The 20989-nt window shown below is 48.3% G+C and carries 13 protein-coding genes; 1 reads left to right on the forward strand and 12 read right to left on the reverse strand.

Annotation, left to right across the window (positions count from 1 at the left end; translation table 11 throughout):
- The 11 genes from FGT79_RS08660 to FGT79_RS08710 form a co-directional block, all read right to left on the reverse strand.
- Window positions 1-1059 carry a Ger(x)C family spore germination protein gene (locus tag FGT79_RS08660; RefSeq protein ID WP_138752283.1) on the reverse strand — a complete coding sequence of 353 codons (1059 nt, stop codon included), beginning with the start codon at window positions 1057-1059 and terminating at the stop codon, window positions 1-3.
- Complete coding sequence (locus tag FGT79_RS08665) at window positions 1046-2125, reverse strand: GerAB/ArcD/ProY family transporter (protein ID WP_138752284.1); 1080 nt, start codon at window positions 2123-2125, stop codon at window positions 1046-1048. Before FGT79_RS08665 ends, FGT79_RS08660 begins: the two co-directional genes overlap by 14 nt.
- Window positions 2118-3452 carry a spore germination protein gene (locus FGT79_RS08670; RefSeq protein WP_138752285.1) on the reverse strand — a complete coding sequence of 445 codons (1335 nt, stop codon included), beginning with the start codon at window positions 3450-3452 and terminating at the stop codon, window positions 2118-2120. The genes FGT79_RS08665 and FGT79_RS08670 overlap by 8 nt, the downstream gene beginning before the upstream one ends.
- 113 nt (window positions 3453-3565) lie before the next feature.
- Window positions 3566-5722 (reverse strand): carbohydrate-binding protein, encoded by a 2157-nt coding sequence (locus FGT79_RS08675; RefSeq protein ID WP_246096223.1) that lies wholly within the window; start codon window positions 5720-5722, stop codon window positions 3566-3568.
- A 567-nt stretch (window positions 5723-6289) separates the two neighbouring features.
- Complete coding sequence (locus tag FGT79_RS08680; protein WP_138752286.1) at window positions 6290-6943, reverse strand: HAD family hydrolase; 654 nt, start codon at window positions 6941-6943, stop codon at window positions 6290-6292.
- An 88-nt stretch (window positions 6944-7031) separates the two neighbouring features.
- On the reverse strand, window positions 7032-9167 hold the full coding sequence (locus FGT79_RS08685; protein WP_138752287.1) for a carbohydrate-binding protein: 2136 nt from the start codon (window positions 9165-9167) through the stop codon (window positions 7032-7034).
- Between the two features lie 250 nt (window positions 9168-9417).
- A complete protein-coding gene (locus FGT79_RS08690; protein ID WP_138752288.1) occupies window positions 9418-10968 on the reverse strand; it encodes an ABC transporter substrate-binding protein in 1551 nt (516 codons plus the stop codon).
- 56 nt (window positions 10969-11024) lie between these two features.
- Window positions 11025-11909 (reverse strand): carbohydrate ABC transporter permease, encoded by an 885-nt coding sequence (locus FGT79_RS08695; protein WP_138752289.1) that lies wholly within the window; start codon window positions 11907-11909, stop codon window positions 11025-11027.
- A 33-nt stretch (window positions 11910-11942) separates the two neighbouring features.
- On the reverse strand, window positions 11943-12869 hold the full coding sequence (locus FGT79_RS08700) for an ABC transporter permease (protein ID WP_138752290.1): 927 nt from the start codon (window positions 12867-12869) through the stop codon (window positions 11943-11945).
- Between the two features lie 211 nt (window positions 12870-13080).
- Window positions 13081-14427 (reverse strand): ABC transporter substrate-binding protein, encoded by a 1347-nt coding sequence (locus FGT79_RS08705; protein ID WP_138752291.1) that lies wholly within the window; start codon window positions 14425-14427, stop codon window positions 13081-13083.
- 20 nt (window positions 14428-14447) lie between these two features.
- On the reverse strand, window positions 14448-16259 hold the full coding sequence (locus FGT79_RS08710) for a sensor histidine kinase (RefSeq protein WP_138752292.1): 1812 nt from the start codon (window positions 16257-16259) through the stop codon (window positions 14448-14450).
- A gap of 200 nt (window positions 16260-16459) precedes the next feature.
- Here FGT79_RS08710 and FGT79_RS08715 point away from each other — a divergent pair, with 200 nt between their 5' ends.
- Entirely contained in the window at window positions 16460-19195 is a 2736-nt protein-coding gene (locus FGT79_RS08715) for an alpha-mannosidase (RefSeq protein ID WP_138752293.1), read from the forward strand.
- 105 nt (window positions 19196-19300) lie between these two features.
- Here FGT79_RS08715 and FGT79_RS08720 read toward each other — a convergent pair whose 3' ends face one another.
- A complete protein-coding gene (locus FGT79_RS08720) occupies window positions 19301-20932 on the reverse strand; it encodes a response regulator (protein WP_138752294.1) in 1632 nt (543 codons plus the stop codon).
- Between the last annotated feature and the right edge of the window lie 57 nt (window positions 20933-20989).

Genomic DNA, 20989 nt, shown 5'->3' on the forward strand with positions numbered 1-20989 from the left:
TTATTTCAACTCCAGAAAACCCGTATTCTCTATAATTGTCTGTACTTGCAGCTCAAGCTTCAGCTTGGGATAGAACGTTGTACGCCATTCCTTCAGCTCAGACCGTGGAATCTGTCTACGGAAATATTGTCCTATACCTAGAATATCCGCTTCGCTCTCTTGCAGCTTTGCAAACATTTGATTGAACTGATGGGTCAAGCTCTCATTTAGTTCTTTCATTATCATATCGCTCGTAGGATGATCCTTCGTCTCCATAATAACTACCTTTAGCTTCAGCTTGCTTCGTAAAACCGGATTCCCTCCATCCATTCTAGTGTGAACCGCAAGGGAATTACCGATGACAAGCACGCTGGCATGATTCATCACCTCAATCTTTCCTTGTGTACTCTCGCGTTGAAACGCATTAAACAGCAGCGTCTCTTCCGAGCTGATCTGGCTGACCATTCTGCCTTCTTTAATGACTGCGGAGCCGACATGCTGAACGACTGTCGTATCTCCCGATCGTATAATGGGAATCGCTACGTCGCGCGTGTAAGAATGAATGCTGCGATAAACCTCCCAAACTCTCGTCAGTGCGATTTGCGGGTTCCATCCCGCGTTCTTTTCAAAAAAATCATATAACGTTGTTCCTTTGGGCCCCATTTTCTTCCTGACCGAAGAGAAGAAAGCATCCATATCCTCGTCACAAATGGTAACAAGTGTCTTAGGAGAAACATCTCTGCCTCTCATAAAGTCGGAGATCGTATCCTCCAAGCCTTCTTCCGCATATTTTTTATCGAGCACGATGACTTTGATGTGAAGCAAATCAACGCGATCCTCTAGATTGGCGCTGATGAGGTCTACTGCGTGATTAATTGTACTGCCTGTCCCCTTCACAATCTTAATCTGAGTCGAATTCTGCACCTGCTCGGGAATTTGCAAATAGATTAAATAGTTTCCATCATGCTTCGAGACTCCCATTACGACGGGCAATACACGATGGTTAATATCGATATTGTCCCAGCAGCCGCTAAGCACCATAACGAGCATAGCAGCAATTAGCAGCTTAAGCGCCCTCATCTTTTATCATCCTTCTACTACGAATTCCGATTAGCCAAATGGAGCATGGAATGCCGACTAACACATAAAATCGCAGCATGGTGTTCCACATAATAAGTGATTGTATTTCATCCCAATTTGTTATGAACAAGCAGCCTATGAAATTAACAGCAGCTATTACAATGACGAAATAACTAGACTTCACCTTTGGCAGACAGCGATGCAGAACTTGACTGAGCTTCCACAGTACCATCGATATAAACAGCATCGTAAAGGTGACTAAGCAGAGAAGCAAAAACATCGTTATTCGATCAAACATCAGCCAGTTGATATGAATCGTACTCATGAGCACAATGAAGGGAAATTTGAATGTCGAAGCTGTTGATTGCCCGAATGTAAAGAGCGGCACGTAAACAGAAATGAAATAAAAAGGGACAAGCGCAGCCACAGTTATCATTACAATCCGCGGTCGATAGGCCACATAAGGCTGAATGAAGCCGAGAAACAGGAAACTCCCGGCGAATGCAGAAAAACTGTGCCAATAGGGCGGTTTAGTTAGAAAAGTGAGTTTCTCATCCATGATCGGGAAAAAGTAGCGAAAGTCTACATTTTGGAATGAGATGCAAATCGTGAATAAAATAACCGGCAGAAACAAAATCGCGAGTAAAACGCCCGTTCGAAATATGGATTCAACGCCGTTAAGCGCAATATAGCCAGAAATGATGATGATAAGTGCCATAATCGCCCATAAGGGAGTATTGGCAAGAAAGATAAGCGTAATAGCCTCCGAAAACGCTCGAATCGTAATGATATTAGTAATAAATAGGAAGAAGATGAGCGGCAGGAGAAACAAGACCGCTGCCCCCTTTCCTAAACCTGTATAAATGCTAATAATGTCCTGCTGTGGGAAATAGCCAAGACCTTTCATATAAAGCCAAACCATCGCCCCATTGAGCACAAGACCGATAATGATAGCGAGCCAATGACCCTCTGACGTACTCGCAATAATATCACCGGAATAGAAGAAAAAGATAAACCCAAGCTGAGTCAAGCCGTACATGAATATGACGTGCAAGCTTTTATCCATTTCTGGCCTCACCCTTCTTCATGTTTATGTTCAAATAGGAAATACCAAAAGTGTTTAAACTGGAAAAATAAGCGCAAATCAGAACAAGCCCTGCGAGTAAGCCCAGCACACCATACATGGCGGACATAATAACGATCACATATTTGAATAAGCGAATGGCTAACGAATTCTGAAACCCTACCACCGTCGAGTTCGAAATCGTCGTAGCCGCCAAAATAATAATAAGCAAGTTGCTGACGAGCTTAGCCGTTACGACAGCTTGGCCTAATATAATGCCACCCACCATTGTAATTGTGGGACCGATGCTCTTTGGCAATCGAGTACTCGCTTCGATAATAAGCTCTAGAATAATAAGCATAAATATCATTTCAACAATAGCCGGATAGGGTACGCCCTCGCGGCTTTGCGCGATCGTTAATGCGAGCTCAATGCGAAGCACCTCCGGGTTGACCGCCACAAGCGCGACATAAAGACCTGGCGCAATTAACGTCGTAAGCACGCCAATCACGCGAAGTACGCGGATGCTGATCATTAAGGGAAGCGGAAAGTTACGGTCATTCTCAAGTGTGAACATATCCCAGATCAGATTCGGCAGAATAAGGGCGAACGGCATTCGATCGACAAAGAGGATCACTCGCCCCTTCCCCAATGCAGCGGCTGCCTCTGCCGGCAGCTCCGTCGTATTGAACTTGGGCACGGAGGACCATGCAGACAAGCCTAATGCTCTCGTTACATGTTGTAGATTGTTGATTTCATGATCGCTGCTGCTTTCAAGCTGCTTGATCATCTTAGTCACAAGTTTGATATCCGCCTTGCTGTCATCATAGATCACCGATAGCTTTTTCTTATGCGAGGAGCCTGCGAGCAAGTTTTTCACCTTTATATGGCGAGAAACAACTTGTTTTCTGACCATACCTAAGTTCGTGTCAATATCCTCGATAAAAGAGCTGATTGCCCCTTGGAGTACATTCTCGTTCGTAGGGGATTCGATGGCACGGTTCAGCAAGCTGGGGACTGGTTCTGCCACGACGAAACGACACTCCCGCTCAAAGAATAGAATGAGCTTGCCGTCCATTAACAGCATAATGGCTTTCTCCAAATCCAAATCAATTACTTCACCAGCGGCGTCCATCATGGAAGTTACCGTGTTCGCTTCCAGCTTCCAATTATGCATGTTGTCATAAAGCGCTTCTTTCGACTTCGTCAAATCAATTAACGAGATGAAGCCCATTAATAATAGGCGAGCCTCACCTATGGTATACTGCTGGAGGAAGAAATCATCATTATTTCCGAGTGAATCTTTTATTTCTTGTATAAGTGAATCCATGCTCCGCTTCTCCTTATTAACCTATTATTCCTCTTACGATTGTCCCCCTATGAATATTTTATATACGCAAAGAAGCGTTCCTCATTTAGGAACGCTTCTTTGCATGCTTGCTTTTATTGGTGAGAGGTCGGATGATTGGCCGTTATCGGAATTTCATCGTTAAACATACGGTTGATATCTCCTGCCAGTCGCAAATAAAAGTCGGAGGAAACAGCAACGCCGTCCGCGTCCAGCGTAAGGAAATATTGGTTATTCGGTATCATAGAGCTGTTTTCAGCCATTTTGGCAATAGCAGTGCCCTCATCGTATTCATCAAACATAGCAATATAGCCCGTTCGAATGCCTATACTCTTCATATTGTAAGCTTGACGCCACATAAAATCGCCATGAAGCCGTGGATTTTCGTTGCGCGGACCGCCCGTCATGTTCGACCATGCTGAGCCTGGCCAGATAACGGGCTGGTAATCAATACCGTTCTGCTGTGTTAAGTTGTAATCAGGCTGCCACTGATTCGTTTTGAAATCATCGGCCCCCGGAATGGTGCCGAAGCGCGCGACAAACCATGGCGATATCATATCCAGCTTTTTGTATACAGGGAGAAAGGCTGGCTTGGAATCTCGGTCTTCCGTCCGCCAATAGGTAGGAACACCGCCAATCACGTAATAGCCTTGGTTCTGGAACCAAGTAATGAGCTCTGTACACTCCGCAGCTGTACCGGGACGATCATCGAAGCCGATTCCCCATATATTGACGACCGGCTTGCCCTCTTGCTTCGCATAAGCACTTGAAGCGGTTAGGTTCATGTTGTTGATGACATTATCGACAAAATCATTTTTGACCGCAGTAACCCATGTACTCGCATCCAAGCCCGTAATGTCATACATAATATAAAACTTTCGGTTATACGCTTCGGCTGCGTTCTTCACTTTCACCGCTACGCTGTCGCGATTAATCATCCAGCTGTCCGGCGAGCTGTTGTTCACCTTGGCACCGAACCGCTGCAGGGCAGCGCCGTTAATATTGTAAGTCTGCATCCACTCGAAATGCTTATTGACCGTTTCTTGGTCATAAGAGGAAAACAGCTTGGCTTGCTGCCCATTCCCCAAATTGCCTAAAGCGGTCTGGTACAGCTTCGAGTATTCTCGTGTATCCGGGTATAGCTCGAAGTTAACGTTTCCGTTAGGACCCGGCGCGCTCGGATTCTTAGACCAATGATTCCAATTGTTCAGCGGAGAATTGTCACCGATTGCCGTGAACCAGCCTTGATAGCCAGCAAAAATTTTGCCAACCACATCTCCTGTAAGTGCAGCTGTTGAAAACTTAAACCAGCGCACATTGAACAGATTGCCCGCTCCGCCCGTGAATTTCAAATATAGATTATGAATGCCCGAAAGTCCGCTAACCCCACAGTTCACCGTTGTCCACGATTGCCAGCCGCCCGTACCTGGTACGGCACAGGTACCTGCCAGCGTACCATTCACGCCTCCAACTCTAATTTCAATCTGACCGCCGCTGGCATTGCTGGCTACTCTGAATTCAGCAGATGCTGCCCCAGTTCCGAAATGAACATTGTTGAACAACAAATAATCACCGTTATCGATAAACCCTACATTTTGCCCGCCCTCACTCGATGCTTCCGTTTGTATGCCAAGCTGTGAGGAAAAGCTGGCTGCTGCCGTCTGATTGAATGCTGATATTGTATTCGGCGGCGCCGTCGCTGACGGAGCAGGTGTCGGCGATGGGCTTGGTGTCGCGGTCGGTGTCGGTCCATACACTTCCAGCTCGGAAGCCTGACCGCCCGTCGCTCCCGAATTTGTCGTAAAGTTAATTGTTACGTACCTCGCATTGGCTGCTGTGAACGGTATCGTAACCGTATTCGTCCCAGAGCTAAAGGTATAAGTGGCAGAGCCAACCACGTCCACAAAGCTCGTGCCGTCGATGCTGCTCTGAACGGATAACGTTTGGGTACGCGTGCCCCATGATGCCGGCAGCTTGAGCACGACTTGATTAACGGATTGGGTGCTGCCCAGATCAACCCGCAGCCAGTTCGGATATTGATTAGCCGGTCCCTCCCAATAAGTAGCTTGGTTTCCGTCAGTCGCATTGGCTGCTGCATAGTTCTGAATATGTCCGCTCTCCGTCACACTTTTGTTCAATGCAAGATTACTAGCTGCCGATACCCATTTCGGCGTTATCATGAGCGGTGTACAGACGATGACAAACACGAGCAGCCAGATCAATAATGGGCGATGCTTGAACATAGCTAACATAAATAACCTCCTCGTTTGAATGTTCTCAAAGCTTTTACCTTGCACGCTGAGCGCTGCTTCGAACGGCTCCGGTTTCCTTCGATCCTACCACCTCCCTCGCTTGGGATTGCAGCTTCACCAACCTTAGCTTCCTTTCGGGAAGCTGAACAACAAGTAAGGATTCACAGAAATGTAAGCGCTGTCTTTTTATTCTAAAATACAAGCCATCTCACGAATAGATGTGATTCTTATCCTTTGCTGTCTATTATTATCCACTATCATCCATTTGGAGCAAGCTCAGCAATTAGTCATTCATTAAATAAGAAAAGGCTGCAATTGGCGCATGAACGCGCAGATTGCAGCCCTAATTTGTTAGCTTCTTATTTCTGTAATAAACGAAATAAACCTCATGAAAAACGTTGCTTACTAGGTCGTGTCAGAAAACCCGTTCAGTGGCACCTTTCACCGCCTTTTCGCCCCCTGCTTCGTTCCGTTTGCTTGACGTACCCCGGTACGCCTTCACAAACGCGCCTTGCATGGAACGAAAATTCGGCAAAATTTGCTGTCCTCAGAGTTCTCAGACACGCCCTAGGCCTGTGACAAAACAAATGCACGGAAATCGTCAACGTCGCTGAAGATGCGTTCTGGCTGAGTTCGATAATGCTTGTCCTGCACGATCGACATCCACTGCGCTGCGAAAGTACGTACTTCTGCTTCCTGACCTGCTTGCATGTCATCATTGCTGTCCCCGACGAAGATTGTATGCTCTCGCGACCAGCCTAGCTTGTCTAGTATACGGTGAATGCCTTCCGCCGATGGCTTGCGCTTCTCTACATCGTCGCCGGTTATAATATGGTCGAACTTCGTTTCCCAGCCTAGCTTTTCAAGAGAAATATCGAGTGTTCGCCGCGACTTTCCAGTGAACAAGGCGAGACCAAAGCCCGCTTTCCGAAGTGCTGCAAGCAGTTCTACAATGCTCTCGCTGCGCTCGACAAGCTCATCATGATGCTGCTCATAATCCGACAAGAACTCATTTATCGCTTGCTCTACCTGATCGCGGTTCTGAAGATGCCGTTCAATAATTTGCAGCTCTGTTGGTCCAGCTACTGCATATATATCCTCAATCGTTATTTCACGGCTGTCATGCCGGCGGAATACGCCTGCAACAGCCATATACATGACAGGCCAAGTATCCGCCAGTGTGCCGTCAAAATCAAATATAATATGTTTAACCGTGCTCATGCGATCGCCCCTCTCCGTTCGTTCTTTCTATTATAATCGAAAAAGGCGTTCCCGCTAGGGGGACGCCTTCATCTCTATCAAATCTTTACTATTGATGGCTGGTCGGATGATTCACGGTAAGCGGAAGCTCATTGTTGAACAATCTCGCAATATCGCCGGTTAAGCGCAAATAGAAATCTGATGATACGGCAACACCGTCTGCATCAAGGGTTAGGAAATATTGATTATTCGGAATCATCGAGCTGTTCGTCGCTGCTTTGGCAATAGCTGTCGCCTCATCATATTCGTCGAACATGGCAATGTAACCTGTATTGACTCCTAAACTTTTCAGATTGTAGGCCTGCCGCCACATGAAATCACCGTGCAGTCGAGGAATTTCGTTAATCGGCCCGTTTTTCATATTTTTCCAAGCAAAGCCTGGCCAGATAACCGGTTGATAAACAATGCCGTTCGCTTGCGTGAATTCGAAATCCGGCTGCCACTGATTCGTTTTATAGTGGTCTGCTCCCGCTATTTGGCTGAATCGGCCGACAAACCACGGGGACAGCATATCCAGCGATTTATATACGTCAAGGAAACCGCTCTTGGAATCTCCCGTCCCATTGCGCCAGTGTGTAGGAACGCCGCCGATCACGTAATAGCCTTGGTTCTTAAACCATGTAATCAGCTCAGCTGACTCTGCCGCCGTACCCGGACGGTCTGTAAATCCGATCCCCCAAATACATATGACAGGTTTGCCGCCCTGCTTGGCATACGCGGAGGATGCTGTCAAATTCATCGTACCTACCACATTGTTCGTAAAATCTGTCTTGACGTTATTCACCCACTGGGTTGGACTCAGGTCCGTAATATCGTACATGACGTAAAATTTGCGTCCATATGACTCCGCAGCATTTTTCACCTTGACGGCTACGCTATCCCGGTTCTGTCTCCAGCTGTTCGGAGCGCTGCTCGCATCCGCACCGAATCTTTGCAGGGCGGCGCCGCTAATATTGTACGTTTGCATCCATTCGAAATGCTTGTTGACCGTTTCCTGGTCATAAGAGGAGAACAGCTTGGCGGGCTGTCCATTGCCTAGATTGCCCAGATTTGTCTGATACAGCTTCGTATACTCGCTAATATCCGGGTACATCTCGACATTCACGTTCGAATTAGGAGTTAGATTGTTGTTGTCTTTGGACCAGTGCGTCCAGTTGTTGAGGGGTGAACCATCGCCGCCGGCAGTGAACCAGCCTTGATAGCCCGCAAATATTTTGCCGACTACGTCGCCGCCAGGCGAAGCAGCCCCGAACTTGAACCAATGGACATTAAAGAGGTTTCCCGTTCCACCTGTAAATTTCAAGAACAGCTGATGGACCCCGCTTATTGTATTGATCGAACAATTTTTCGTTGTCCAAGTTTGCCAGCCGCCTGTACCCGTTACGGCACAAGTTCCAGCCAAAGTCCCCGTAGCGCTGTCCAGTCTGATTTCGATATTGCCGCCGCTCGTTTGGCTGGCTACTCGCAAAGAAACCGTAGAGGCTCCGCTGCCGAAATCGACATCATTGAACGCGATGTAGTCACCATTGTCAATATAGGCTACATTCTGACCACCCTCGCTTGAGGCTTCCAGCTGAATGCCGAATTGGCTGTTGTAGCTTGAAGCTGCCGTCTGTGCAAAAGCCGAAATCACACTTGGAGCAGCACTTGGCGTTGGTGTAGGGGAAGGGGAAGGTGTAGGTCCATATAACTCCAGCTCTGATACCTGTCCACCTGTCGCTCCGCTATTCGCCGTCACATTTACCTTCCAATACCGTGCGCTCGTACTCGCGAAATTGATCGTCACCGAGTTCGAGCCTGCGTTAAAGATATAGTTCGCCGAAGCTGTGACCGTCGTATAGCTCACATCATCACTGCTTTGCTGAATCGAAAGCGTCTGTGTACGCGTACCCCATGACACGGGAAGCTTAAGAACGACTTGGTTAACGGATTGGCTGCTGCCAAGATCGACCCTTAGCCAATTCGGATAGCTGTTAACCGCCCCTTCCCAGTAAGTAGCCTGATTCCCATCTGTTGCGTTGGCAGCGGAATACACCTGAGTATGGCTGCTTTCTGTTACTGGTTTATTAAGCGCTAAATTGGATGCGGCAGAAACCTGAGACGGCGAGAATGAAATCTGAGTAGCGATGATGATGAATGCGAGGGAGATAATTAGCCATACACTTTTTTTACTTTTAGCGAACATGCTCTTCCTCCTTTAAGTTTGTATTGCAATACTGAACCAAGCCCTTATTGACGATCCTACCACCTCCTCCTCCTCCTTACATTACGGCAGATCATTGGAACTGCGCTGATGAGCTGTCTTGGTTGCAAAATACGGATTCGCGAAAAAAGAGCCTAGTCCCGGGGGACCAGGCTCGCGGTTTAAGGCTGCTGGTTATACAGGAGAAGCCTTCCTTCATTGCTTCAGGTCGGCTTCTCTCGTAGATGAATGATTATTTTTTAGTTGCAAGGAACGCGTCAATTTGTTTTTGCGTATCGGCAATGATGATGTCCAATCCGTTTTTCTTCTGTGTCTCGATATAATCCGCTACTGCCTTCTCTACATCCTTCACGACACCGAATTCAATGGGTCTGTTCAGTTCATCACTTGCGGTATCACGTTTCGCGATCTCGTTCTTCATATTGTCCTCTGCAATAAACAGCCCGTCGATCGGAGAGTTCACATTGTTCGGCTTGCTTGCGAATTCAGCTTCCTTCACCCAGAAATCAGGTCCGTATGTCATCGTTGGACGCATGAATTGCGGCTTCCAGAACGCCCATTGGCCGCCCCATTCCATGTAATTGCTCGTCGTTGTATCCATTCCTGCTGGATAATCGGCCGCTTCGCCATTCAGTACATAGGTTTTGCCTTCAATTCCGTATTGAACAAGGTCATAAAGTGTTTTGTCGGTTTCGATCATATCCAGTAGACGAAGCACGCGCTCCGGATTTTTGGAATTGCGGTTGATCGCAACGACGTTAGCAAGCGCTGTACGGTTAACAAAGCGTTTGTCCGGGTACAATTCAGCCGATTCCATTTGGAAAGTCGAATCGGAGAAGCCTGGATTGGCACTGACCCATTCATGAGAAGTAACCGTAAACAGTTTCTTTCCATTTCGCCATTCTGCTGCTTCATCTGACTTATCGATCATCGAATCTCGATTGATTAGATTATCGTCATACCACACCTTAGCCAGCTTTGCCGCCTCTAGATAGAAAGGCTGCTGCTCAACCGCTTGAATCGTTATTTTGTCATCAGCCAAATAGAAGCCGAGACCGTGGAAATTCAAATCTACCCACTCATCGCGAATCATGATGAGCGATATAGGTGCTGTGCGGGATATTCTTTCGTTCGGGTAAGCCTTCTTCAGCTCACGCAGCAAACGGTCAACATCCTCGATCGTCTTAATCGATCCAGCTGGTATATCAAGGCCAGCCTTCTCAACAAGATCGGAACGCCAAGCGGTAAACTTACGCTCATTCATCTTCATTGTCCACGGAAGTCCAACGATGTCGCCGTTTACTGTAGCTGCCGTAAGCGTGCCTTGCTCCTCGTATTTCTTCGTGAGATTAGGCGCAAACTCCGGAAGCAGATCATTCAGCGCCATATACGAGCCCTTCGCAGCCATTTGCTTGTACGACAACCAATCGCCATCGAAGTTCATATCCCAGTTATCGCCAGAAGCAGCCATAACGAGCATTTTTTCTTTGAAATCGCCGAACGGAATAAAATTAACGTCGAACTTCACGTTCAGCCCCTTCGCCTTTACGTATTCGCTGACCTTGGACCAGACCTCGTCCGTAGCTGCTTTTTTATCCCCGCCAAAATAAAATTTAAGCGTGACCTCGTCCTCCTGCTTCTCACCGGATTCCTCAGAAGGTGCATTCGTCGCTGTGCTGTTGTTAGTCACATTCCCGTTGTTCGAGCTGCAGCCCGCAAGCATCGCGGTGACTAGCATAACAGCAGTCAGCAGCAGCGGCAGTTTTGCCTTTCTTTTTTTCATCTGAATCTCTCCCCTTAGCATTTGATTTATATACTACACGGCTGATGCCGACATAGTCATCCTTTTACGGCGCCAACCATTAAACCCTTGACGAAAAAACGCTGCACAAACGGATATAAGAAAATAATAGGTCCAATTGTGATGACCGTAAGCGCCATCTTGATCGATTCCGATGGAATCTGCGCGGATATGCGCTGCATTGCAGAAGCGTTGCTGGAGCTCTTCAGAAACTCCACATTGGAGATCAGCGTCCGCAGCAGCAGCTGCAGCGGCTGAAGCTCTTGCTTATCGACGAACATAAGGCCAAGAAACCAGTCGTTCCAGTAGCTCAAGGCAACGAACAAGCCCACTGTAGCAAGCACAGGCACCGAAAGCGGCACGATTAGACTGTAAAAGATTTTGAAATCGCCTGCACCGTCCATTTTGGCCGACTCGTTCATGTCCTCGGGAATCGAGAGCATGAAATTGCGAATGAGGAACATATTGAATGCATTGGCCAGCATTGGCAGAATAAGTGCCCATAGCGTATCCTTCAGGTCCAGGTATCTGACGCAAATGATATACCACGGGACGAGCCCTCCATTAAACAGCATCGTGATAATCACATAGATAGACAGTATGTTTCGATACTTAAACGATCGCCTCGCCATTACGTATGCACCCATGCTCGTTACGAATAACGATAGCAGCGTACCAGCCGCCGTAACGAATAAACTTACGCCGTACGCGTCTAGAATGCGGCTCGATCCTAGAAACAAAATCCGGTAAGAATCAAAGGTGACTGTTTTGGGCCAGAGCGAGTAACCAAACTCCATAATATCCTTCTCCGTGCTGAGCGAGCCCGAAATAACCATAATAAATGGGAACAGGCATGATAAGCTAAATAAAGAGATCGCGATCATAATGACGATTTGTGATATAGACATTTTGCGGGCAAGCATATAAGTGAACCTCCCTTGATGTGAAATGACGGATTAAAATATCGCCGAGTCCTTGTCTATTTTGCGAGCTGCGTAATTACTGCCGATAATGAGCACGAAGGCGATAATTGACTGTAGGAAGCCAGCTGCAGATGCCATACCGATATCGCCGGATTTGCGCAAGCTGCGATAAACGAATGTGTCAATGACGTCCGTAGTCGGGAACAACAGAGACGCATCGCCGACCATCGCATAGAACATGCCGAAGTCTGCATTCATAATTCGGCCAACCGCAAGCAGCGTCAGAATAATAATCGTCGGCCTTAGCATCGGAATGCTGATATAGCGAATTTGCTGGAAGCGTGTGGCACCGTCAATTGAAGCCGCTTCATAATAAGAATTGTCGATAGAGGTTAATGCCGCCAAATAGATAATCGTGCCGTACCCTGTTACCTTCCACCTCACGGCAATCGTCAGGATGAGCGGCCATAAGCCAGCTTCGCTGTAGAAATCGATAGGCTGCATACCGATGCCCTCAAGCAGTCGATTAATAGCGCCGCTCTCGAAATTCATCAGGTTATAAGCGAAGACACCAACGACAATCCATGAAATGAAGAACGGCAGAAACGTAATCGATTGCGTAATACGCTTGAAATATTTGTTCCGAATCTCGTTAAGCAGCAAGGCGAACCCTACTTCGAATAGTAAGCCAACCGTGATGAACAGCGCATTCAACAGAATCGTATTTCGAATAGCACGGAACGCGGTTGAAGATGAGAACAAGTAATCAAAGTTATAGAGCAGCGGGTCCATCCAATCGCTCCCGAATATCCCCTTTGCGAAGTCGAAGTTTTTGAATGCGATGACCAGCCCTGCGAGCGGCAAGTAATTAAATAGAAAAAGGAGCGTCGCGACGGGCAGGAACATAAGCAGCAAGGTACGGTTTCGAAGCAATTCCCGAATGACTCCATTTGATTTCATATCCATTTCCCTTTCCCATAAGTGATACTTTTATATTAAAGTAACGCCAATTTCCATACTATGGGGCATTCTTATCCTTTGTTGTGCTCGGTTAGCTTCCTCTTTATTTCTTCTGCCCATAGACAAATAAGAGCCTCCTTCCGGCAGATCGATCTGCTAGAAGAAGGCTCTTCGAACCTGTATTCTGCTTTGCAAACGTATGTCTGCAAGCTCAAGGCTTGCGTTTCATGCGTTCCCGCAGCTCAAGCGTTTTTTTGTTCCATGCTTCGGTTTCCGGAATGATTCGATTCACGTCATGACCTTGAAATACGATATCGTTGACGACATTGATCCAGTTATAGTCGGAGAATCCGGGAATCGTCGCACCGGGCAATACGAGCCCATTATCCCTCGTCATCTTGACCGCTTCGATGTTTTTTCCCTGCCATAGCGGTACTTGATCGATGTACGCCGCCAGCTCCGGATCGATAACCGAAGCGTTCGCTCCCTTCTCGATCTTCCACTTCTGCGCCTCCAGCTCGAACTGGAAGCTGATCCACTTATAAGCATCGTCTTTATGCTGCGAATCGCTCAGCAGCGCAAGCGGTCCATTGATATGGAACGAATATTGATCGACCTCGCCCCTTGGAAAAGGAAGAATATCCCACTCAAAGGCCGCTTCCTTCTGCAAACTTGGCAGCAGCCAGTCTCCCCCGATATCGAAAGCCGTCTTGCCGTTTACGAATTGCCGTACAACCTCGCCGTTCGCGGCTGCATCCTTCCAGGACAGCATCGAGCCATCCTTCGTCACGAATTCCTGCAGCCAGCGTACATCATCCAATATTTCAGGCGTATGAAGCAAGCTCTGAGTCAATCGCTCATTCAAATAGGCCAAATTCGGAGCATGACCATCGGCTGTCGCTTTCATGGGCAGCAAGCGCATGACAAAGTCGCTGTTCGTAGTCAGTCCGTACTCCCCTGCGGAAGGATCGGTGACGCGCTTGGCGATATTTCGGAAGTCTTCGAAGGTCCAATTGTTGGACGGCATATCAATTCCATGCTTGGCAAGCAAATCTTTGTTGACGATAATCCACATCGGTACGTCAACGAACGGAACAGCCAGCCTGCGGCCATTAAACACCATCGTATCGAAATAACCGTCCGGCAGCACCTTGTTCTGGAACGAGACGTCCTTGTCCATATAAGGCTTTAGATTTTCCAGCAAACCGCTTTCCTCATAACGGAGTAAATCTCCTACGACCCAAGTGAGATCAACAGGCGTACCTGCTGCCTTAAGCGCAATGATCTGATCCATAATCGTATCGTCGCCGCCGTTAATCTGAATCGGCTCAATCGTGATCCAAGGATATTTGGCATTAAATTTATCATATAGCTCTTGGTAGGTATCGTCCGCCCAAGTCAATAGCTTGAGTGTTACTGGAGTTCTAGTGTTATCTTGCTCAGCCTTCGCTGAATGGTTCCCGCTCTCCTCATTCTTTGTCGTACAGGAAGTGATAACGAGCATCATCATCATCAGGAGTATACTTATAACAAATGTAACGTTACGTTTGTTTATCAAGGTAATGCCTCCTTTGATTGCTATGCTTTGCCTATTCCTATCGCATCCGAATCCTGTCCTTCCTTCAGAATCGGATGCTTTAGCGTAATTTTGGTGCCTTCCCCAGGTCCTGTCTCAATCTTTAGCTTATAGGCTTCTCCGAAATACAGCTTCAAACGGTCATTTACGTTGCGCAGCCCCACACCTCTGCGTGCTTGACTGTACGCGGCACTTGGTTCCTCTGCCTTCTCCAGCTCCTCCAGCACTGCTGCTGGAATTCCTTTGCCGTTATCCGCGAGCTCGATGACGATATCGTCCTGCTCAATCCTTGTCGTAATCATGATTTTCCCTTTGTCGAAATCATCCCTCACGCTATGCTGAATCGCATTCTCTACCAATGGCTGCAGAAGCAATCGCAAAAACGGCAAATCCATCGCTTCTTCCTCACACGCATACAAGATGCGTACGGCCTTGCCCATCCGTGCCTGTTCGATAAGCACATACGCTTTGACCTGCTCAAGCTCCCGGCGCAGCGTCGTAATCTCCTTGCCTTGGTTTAAGCTAAGCCGCAGCAGATTGCCGAGTGCGGAGACCATTTCGCTAATATCGCTTCGACCATGGTTCTCCGCTTTCCAACGGATGGACTCAAGCGTATTGTATAGGAAATGAGGGTTGATTTGATGGCTAAGCACTTGGAACTCGAGCACCTTCTTGTTGCGCTCCGAGAGCGCCGCTTCCTTGATCAATCCCTCGATTCGCTGCACGAGACTGCCCACGCCTCGGTAAAGCCAGCCCACCTCGTCTTTGCGCGATGACCAAGGCAGCAGGTAATGAAGGTTCTCTGCTTCCAGCCTTCTCATCAGACGGACGAGATGCGCGATTGGCTGCGTATAATAAGCGGTAATGTAAAAAACAACGCTCATGCAGGAGATCAGATACACGACGAGGAAAATGACGAGCATTCGATTGATTTCATCGATGGTCCCCGTCAGCTCATGCAGCGGTGTAAGGCTCACGATCGTCCATGGGTGGTTCGCCATCCGAAGATAAGTGGCCAAGTACGTTTGTCCTTGGATAGCAATAGATGTCGACCCCTCAACTTCAGAAGCCATATAAGATATAAGCGCTGCAGATGGAAATTCCTTCCCCGTCCATTCATTCGCAGCCGAATCATAATGTACGATGCCTTGCTCATTGATAAGCAGCAGCTTCTGATCCTTGAGCTGGTCCGAGGGAGAGAAATACCGCTTCAAGTAATCCTCGGACAAATCGGTTGCGATGATCCCTCGCACTCTTTGATCATAAAGCCCTGAGAAGCGCTTCACGTAGGATAGCAGCGGCTTCCCATATTTCCCTTGCTGCGGCATTGTCAAATACCAGGTCGGACTAACGGTTGCTTTCGAGCGCTGGAACCAGTATTGGTCGCCGATCCGCACCGATTCATCAATCGTTCTCATATAAGACGGATAATTTGTCGGCTTGATCGGATAAACCTTGACTCTGAACGCGTCAATTACCGGCGTTGCTTGATATAGCGCGGTCAATAGGTTGACTGTAAACGCTTCCTCTTTTGCCCGATCTAATGGCTCATTCTCCAGCTGCTCCTGAAGTACTTTATTGCCAATGACTTCATTAATTTGCTCATTGAGTTTTCCTAAGTATATCTCGAAGTTTTTGCGTGCTTGCAGCAAGTAGCTCATCGTCATCTTTGTATTCGTATTGGAGATGCCTTCTATGGACTTAATATGCGCGTAATAAGCGAATAGCAGGAAAGGTACAATAATGATCATTAAGAAAATAAGAATCATCCGATTGCGAAAGGATGAAGCTAGCCGAAAGGACACTTTATTCATCTGACTGCACCTGCTTTCCTGTATTCCCCACTCGCCTGATCGAGTATGCTTGTCCCCGATTTTAACCTTCATTCCGTCGATGACGCAATATGTATTTAATAATTCACCTTAAAGTTTCGGTTTGTCTCATTGAAGCACTTCAGTCGATTCTTTACACTAATGGCGTACGAACAAACCTTCTACGGAAAAGAGGAACAACGATGACTGTATCGAAGCAGGTGGTTCATGTCATTTCCCATACCCACTGGGATCGGGAGTGGTATATGCCCTACGAAGCCCATCATGTGAAGCTGATTGAAACGATGGACACGCTGCTGGAAACGTTCGAAACCGATCCCGAATTCCGCAGCTTCTATCTCGATGGACAAACGATCATATTGGACGATTATTTGCAGGTATATCCAGAGAAACGCGATATCATTGCCCGGTTATGCGACGAGGGCAAGCTTTCTCTGGGTCCTTGGTATATTTTGCAGGATGAGTTTCTTACGAGCAGCGAGGCGAACGTCCGCAATCTCCAGATTGGTCATAGCGATGCGCGCAAGTTCGGTCCTATCTCGAAGCTTGGATACTTCCCAGACTCCTTCGGCAATATGGGGCAGGCGGCGCAGCTGCTCCGTCAAGCTGGCATCGACACAGCCGTGTTCGGCAGAGGCGTCAAAGCGACCGGCTTCAATAATCGCGTCGAGGATACAGCGGGCCTTGAATCCCCTTACTCCGAGCTCGTCTGGCAGGCGCCCGATGGCTCAAGCGTCCTTGGCATCCTGTTCGCCAATTGGTACAACAACGGCATGGAAATCCCTGTCGATCCTTCACTGGCAAAGCCTTATTGGGAGCATCGGCTGTCTCGGGCGGAGCAATATGCGTCAACACCGCATCTCCTGCTCATGAACGGCTGCGACCATCAGCCTATTCAGACCAATCTGTCCGAAGCGCTGCGCGTTGCGCGTGAGCTCTTTCCTGATTATGAATTCATCCATTCGAATTTCGACGACTACAAGAAAGCACTGCATGCCGATAAACCAGCTAACCTCAGTCTGACGAAAGGCGAGCTGCGCGGCCAGAAAACAGATGGCTGGTACTCCTTGGTCAACACGGCATCCGCTAGAGTCTATATCAAGCAGCTTAATCAGCGGAATCAGACGCTGCTGGAGAAGGTTGCCGAGCCGCTCTCCACGCTCGCTCATCAGCTAGGAAAGTCGTATCCGCACGGTCTTCTGCAATATGCTTGGAAAACGTTGATGCAGAACCATCCGCATGACAGCATTTGCGGCTGCAGTGTGGATGAGGTGTATCAGGAAATGAAGACGCGTTTCGCCAAAAGCACAGAGGTCGGCAAAGCGCTTGCCGCCGAGGCCGCCACGTTTATTGCGGGCAAAGTTGATACCACGGCGTTCGCATCGTATGGCTCTGATGCTGCACCTTTTATCGTATTCAACACCAGCGGATATGAAGGCTCATCCGTAGTAACCACTGAGCTGGAGTGGTCTCACCGATATTTCGATCAGAGTGAGGATCCAGTTGCCATCGCGCAGCAAGTAAGCGACCGAACATATGCGGACGGTTATTTAGTCGACGCGGACGGGAATCGTTTGGCATTCAGCGCCGAGGATCTCGGCGTGCGCTTCGGTTATGACTTGCCCAAGGACAAATTCCGCCAGCCTTACATGGCCAGGGCGCTTCGTTTAACCTTCGAGACCGGCATATTGCCATCGATGGGCTATGGCAGCTTCGCATGGATTCCAAGACCTGCGGACAGCAAGCATGAAACAACCGACTATTCATCCCTTGTAACGGGAGATTGGACGCTTGAGAATCGTCATCTTCGTCTCTCGGTCGAAGCGGACGGCAGCTATTCGCTATATGACAAAAAAAGCGGGCAGCACTTCCTTAATCTTGGTCATTATGAGAATGTAGGCGATATTGGCAATGAGTATATTTTCAAACAGCCGACAGCTGATCAAGCGCTGACGACTAAAGGCAGCAGAGCTGCGATCAGCATCACTGAGGATACTCCATTCCGTGCTACGATTGAAATTGTACACCGCCTTGCCATTCCGGCTCATGCGAATGAACAGCTATCTGAAGAAATTCGTACCATGGTCGAATTCCGCCAGCGGAAGGCTGCAAGATCCACGGAGCTTGTGCCCTTAGTCATTGTGACGCGCCTCAGCTTGGATCGCGAAGGGAAAGGCGTGCATGCGCATGCACGTATAGAGAACCAGTCCAAGGATCATCGGCTCCGTGTTCTGCTTCCAAGCGACATTCGAACGGATACGCATTTTGCCGATTCAATCTTCGAGGTTGCGCAGAGAAATAACGTTCCTGAGAATGAATGGGAGAACCCTAGCAACTGCCAGCATATGCAAGCCTTTATCGATATACACGACGAACTGCGTGGTCTAACCATCGCAGGCAAAGGGTTAAACGAATACGAGGTACTGCGAGATGGCAGAAACACCATCGCTTTAACCTTGCTGCGCGCTGTAGGCGAGCTTGGCGATTGGGGCGTCTTCCATACGCCAGAAGCCCAATGCCTCGGTACGAACGAAGCGCAGTGGCTGGTTCTTCCTTACGCCGGCGCTGCTTCACGGTTCGAGACCTACCGTGAAGCTTACCGCTACCCGGTCCCGCTTACCGTCGCCCGAACAGATATTCATGAAGGAAAGCTTCCTCCCGTGCATAATTTCCTAAAGTGGAACGGTATCCAGCTTGCCTTCTCCAGCTTGAAGGTCAATGAAGAGCGAGGAGACAGCATGGCTCGCTGGTACAATATGGGCAGCTCGGCTATTCGCCTTGCTCTGCATCCCGATGCCTCATCCGATGCGTACATAAGCAACGTGATGGAGGATGAGAGCCAAGAGTTAGTTAGCCATACCATTGCAGTTGAACCTTATAAGATCGTTACAATTGGACTGCCGAAACAAGCGAAATAACGCTGATATAAACAGCATACAGAAAAAGGCAGCTTTCCTAGGTTAAGCACGTTCTACCTGGAAGCTGCCTCTTGCTGTACTTGACTTCGTCTATACGGGACTCGCTTACTCTTCCGCAATGCCTCTTTGTCTCCGATATTCCTTAGGCGTGCAGCCAACCTGTTTCTTGAACAGCTTAGAGAAATGCACCGGGTCCTTATAGCCTACTTGAAAAGAAATTTGGTACACCTTATGCTGAATATCGCCAAGCATATCCTTAGCCTTCTCGATTCTAATCTCCGTCAAATATTCCAAAAACGTTTTTCTTTTCTCTTTCTTGAACAGCTTGCTTAACCAAACCGGCGTGACATGAACGGCCTGCGCTACACTTTGAAGCGTCAAGCTCTCAGCATAATTACGTTGCAGTATTTTCTCCGCTTCGGTTACGATTTGGCTAGGCGTTGCGGACAGCTTACGGAAATCCGCAGCAATCGCATGCAGGAATAACTCCGTCTGCTCACGCAGCGACTGCAGCGTATCGAACTGCTCGAGCTGCTCCCATACAGCAATCGGATTGCTGCCCCATGTCTTATTCGGCATGCCAGCCGATGCCGCGCGGCGGAATACTTCGAACAGCCATTCGAATATCTTTTGCTGAATGTCTCTCAGTTGGCTGAGCCGCCAAGCATGAACCATCTCGACAAAACGCTCCATTGCAGCTGTAATATCCTCATCCGTCCCATATTTCACAAGGTCCAGCACCTCTTCGGGCTCGCTTAGCGACAAATCGCCGCCATCCCCCTCAAGGTAAAGCCCCTGCTCCGTGAATAACCGGTTCCCGCCATACACAGCTTTCTGCTCCAGTACGTTCACCGCTTCGGCGAACATTTCATGCAAATGCTCGAATGTACAAGGTGTGGTGCGCATACCAGCACTCGCCTTCACTTTAACAAACTCATTGATTCTCTGCAGGCATAGCTGCGCCAAGCCTTGGCTTTGCTCGGCATGCTCTGGACGCGGGCAGCCAAATATGATAACCCAGCGACCGCTGCTATCTGTAAATAACGCGAAAGGATTCGGACTCTCCTCCCCCAGCGTTTGGTTCATCACATTGCCGATGCCGAAAAGAATAAGATCCTTTTCCCTTGCTTGACGGTTTTCAATCGCCTTCAAATCATCTGCTTCAATAACTGCCAGCGTCAATTGCTGCTCGGCGATCCATTCCAAATCCAGCGTTTGCAGGCGATGGCGCCTTCTTGCTCCGCGGTAAGGATCGTAATCCTGCTCGATCATCTCTTTGAGCAGCTCTTCACGCATCTTCGGAATCGCGAACCTGACCTGGTTCAGCAGCAATTGCTCATTATGCTGATCGAGCTGACGTTTCTGAATGCGGTCAATCATCGTGCATACGATTTGGTCAAGCTCCTTCATGTTAATCGGTTTAAGAATATAATCCAGCACCCTGATTTGCATCGCTTGCTTCACCAGCTCGAAATCATCATAACCGCTGACGACGATGGATTCTGGCTTGTAATCCTGAACGGGCAGTAAGCCCCGAAGAAAATCAAGCCCGGACATCCGGTTCATTTTGATATCAGTCACAATAAGGTCGGGCCTTTTATCAAGCGCAAGCATTAGCGCCGTATCTCCATCATCTGCAACCATAACTTCTCCGATCCCATAGGAATCCCAAGGAAAGCGGTTACGTAAACCTTCACGAATCTCGAATTCATCGTCTACGATGAGTACGCGCAGCATTCCCTCACCCCGCCTCTCTTGCTTAATCATGAGTCGTGCCGTACTAGCTGTTGCATA

It is taken from the genome of Paenibacillus sinopodophylli, from assembly GCF_005930355.1.
Classification (GTDB): Bacteria; Bacillota; Bacilli; order Paenibacillales; family Paenibacillaceae; genus Pristimantibacillus; species Pristimantibacillus sinopodophylli.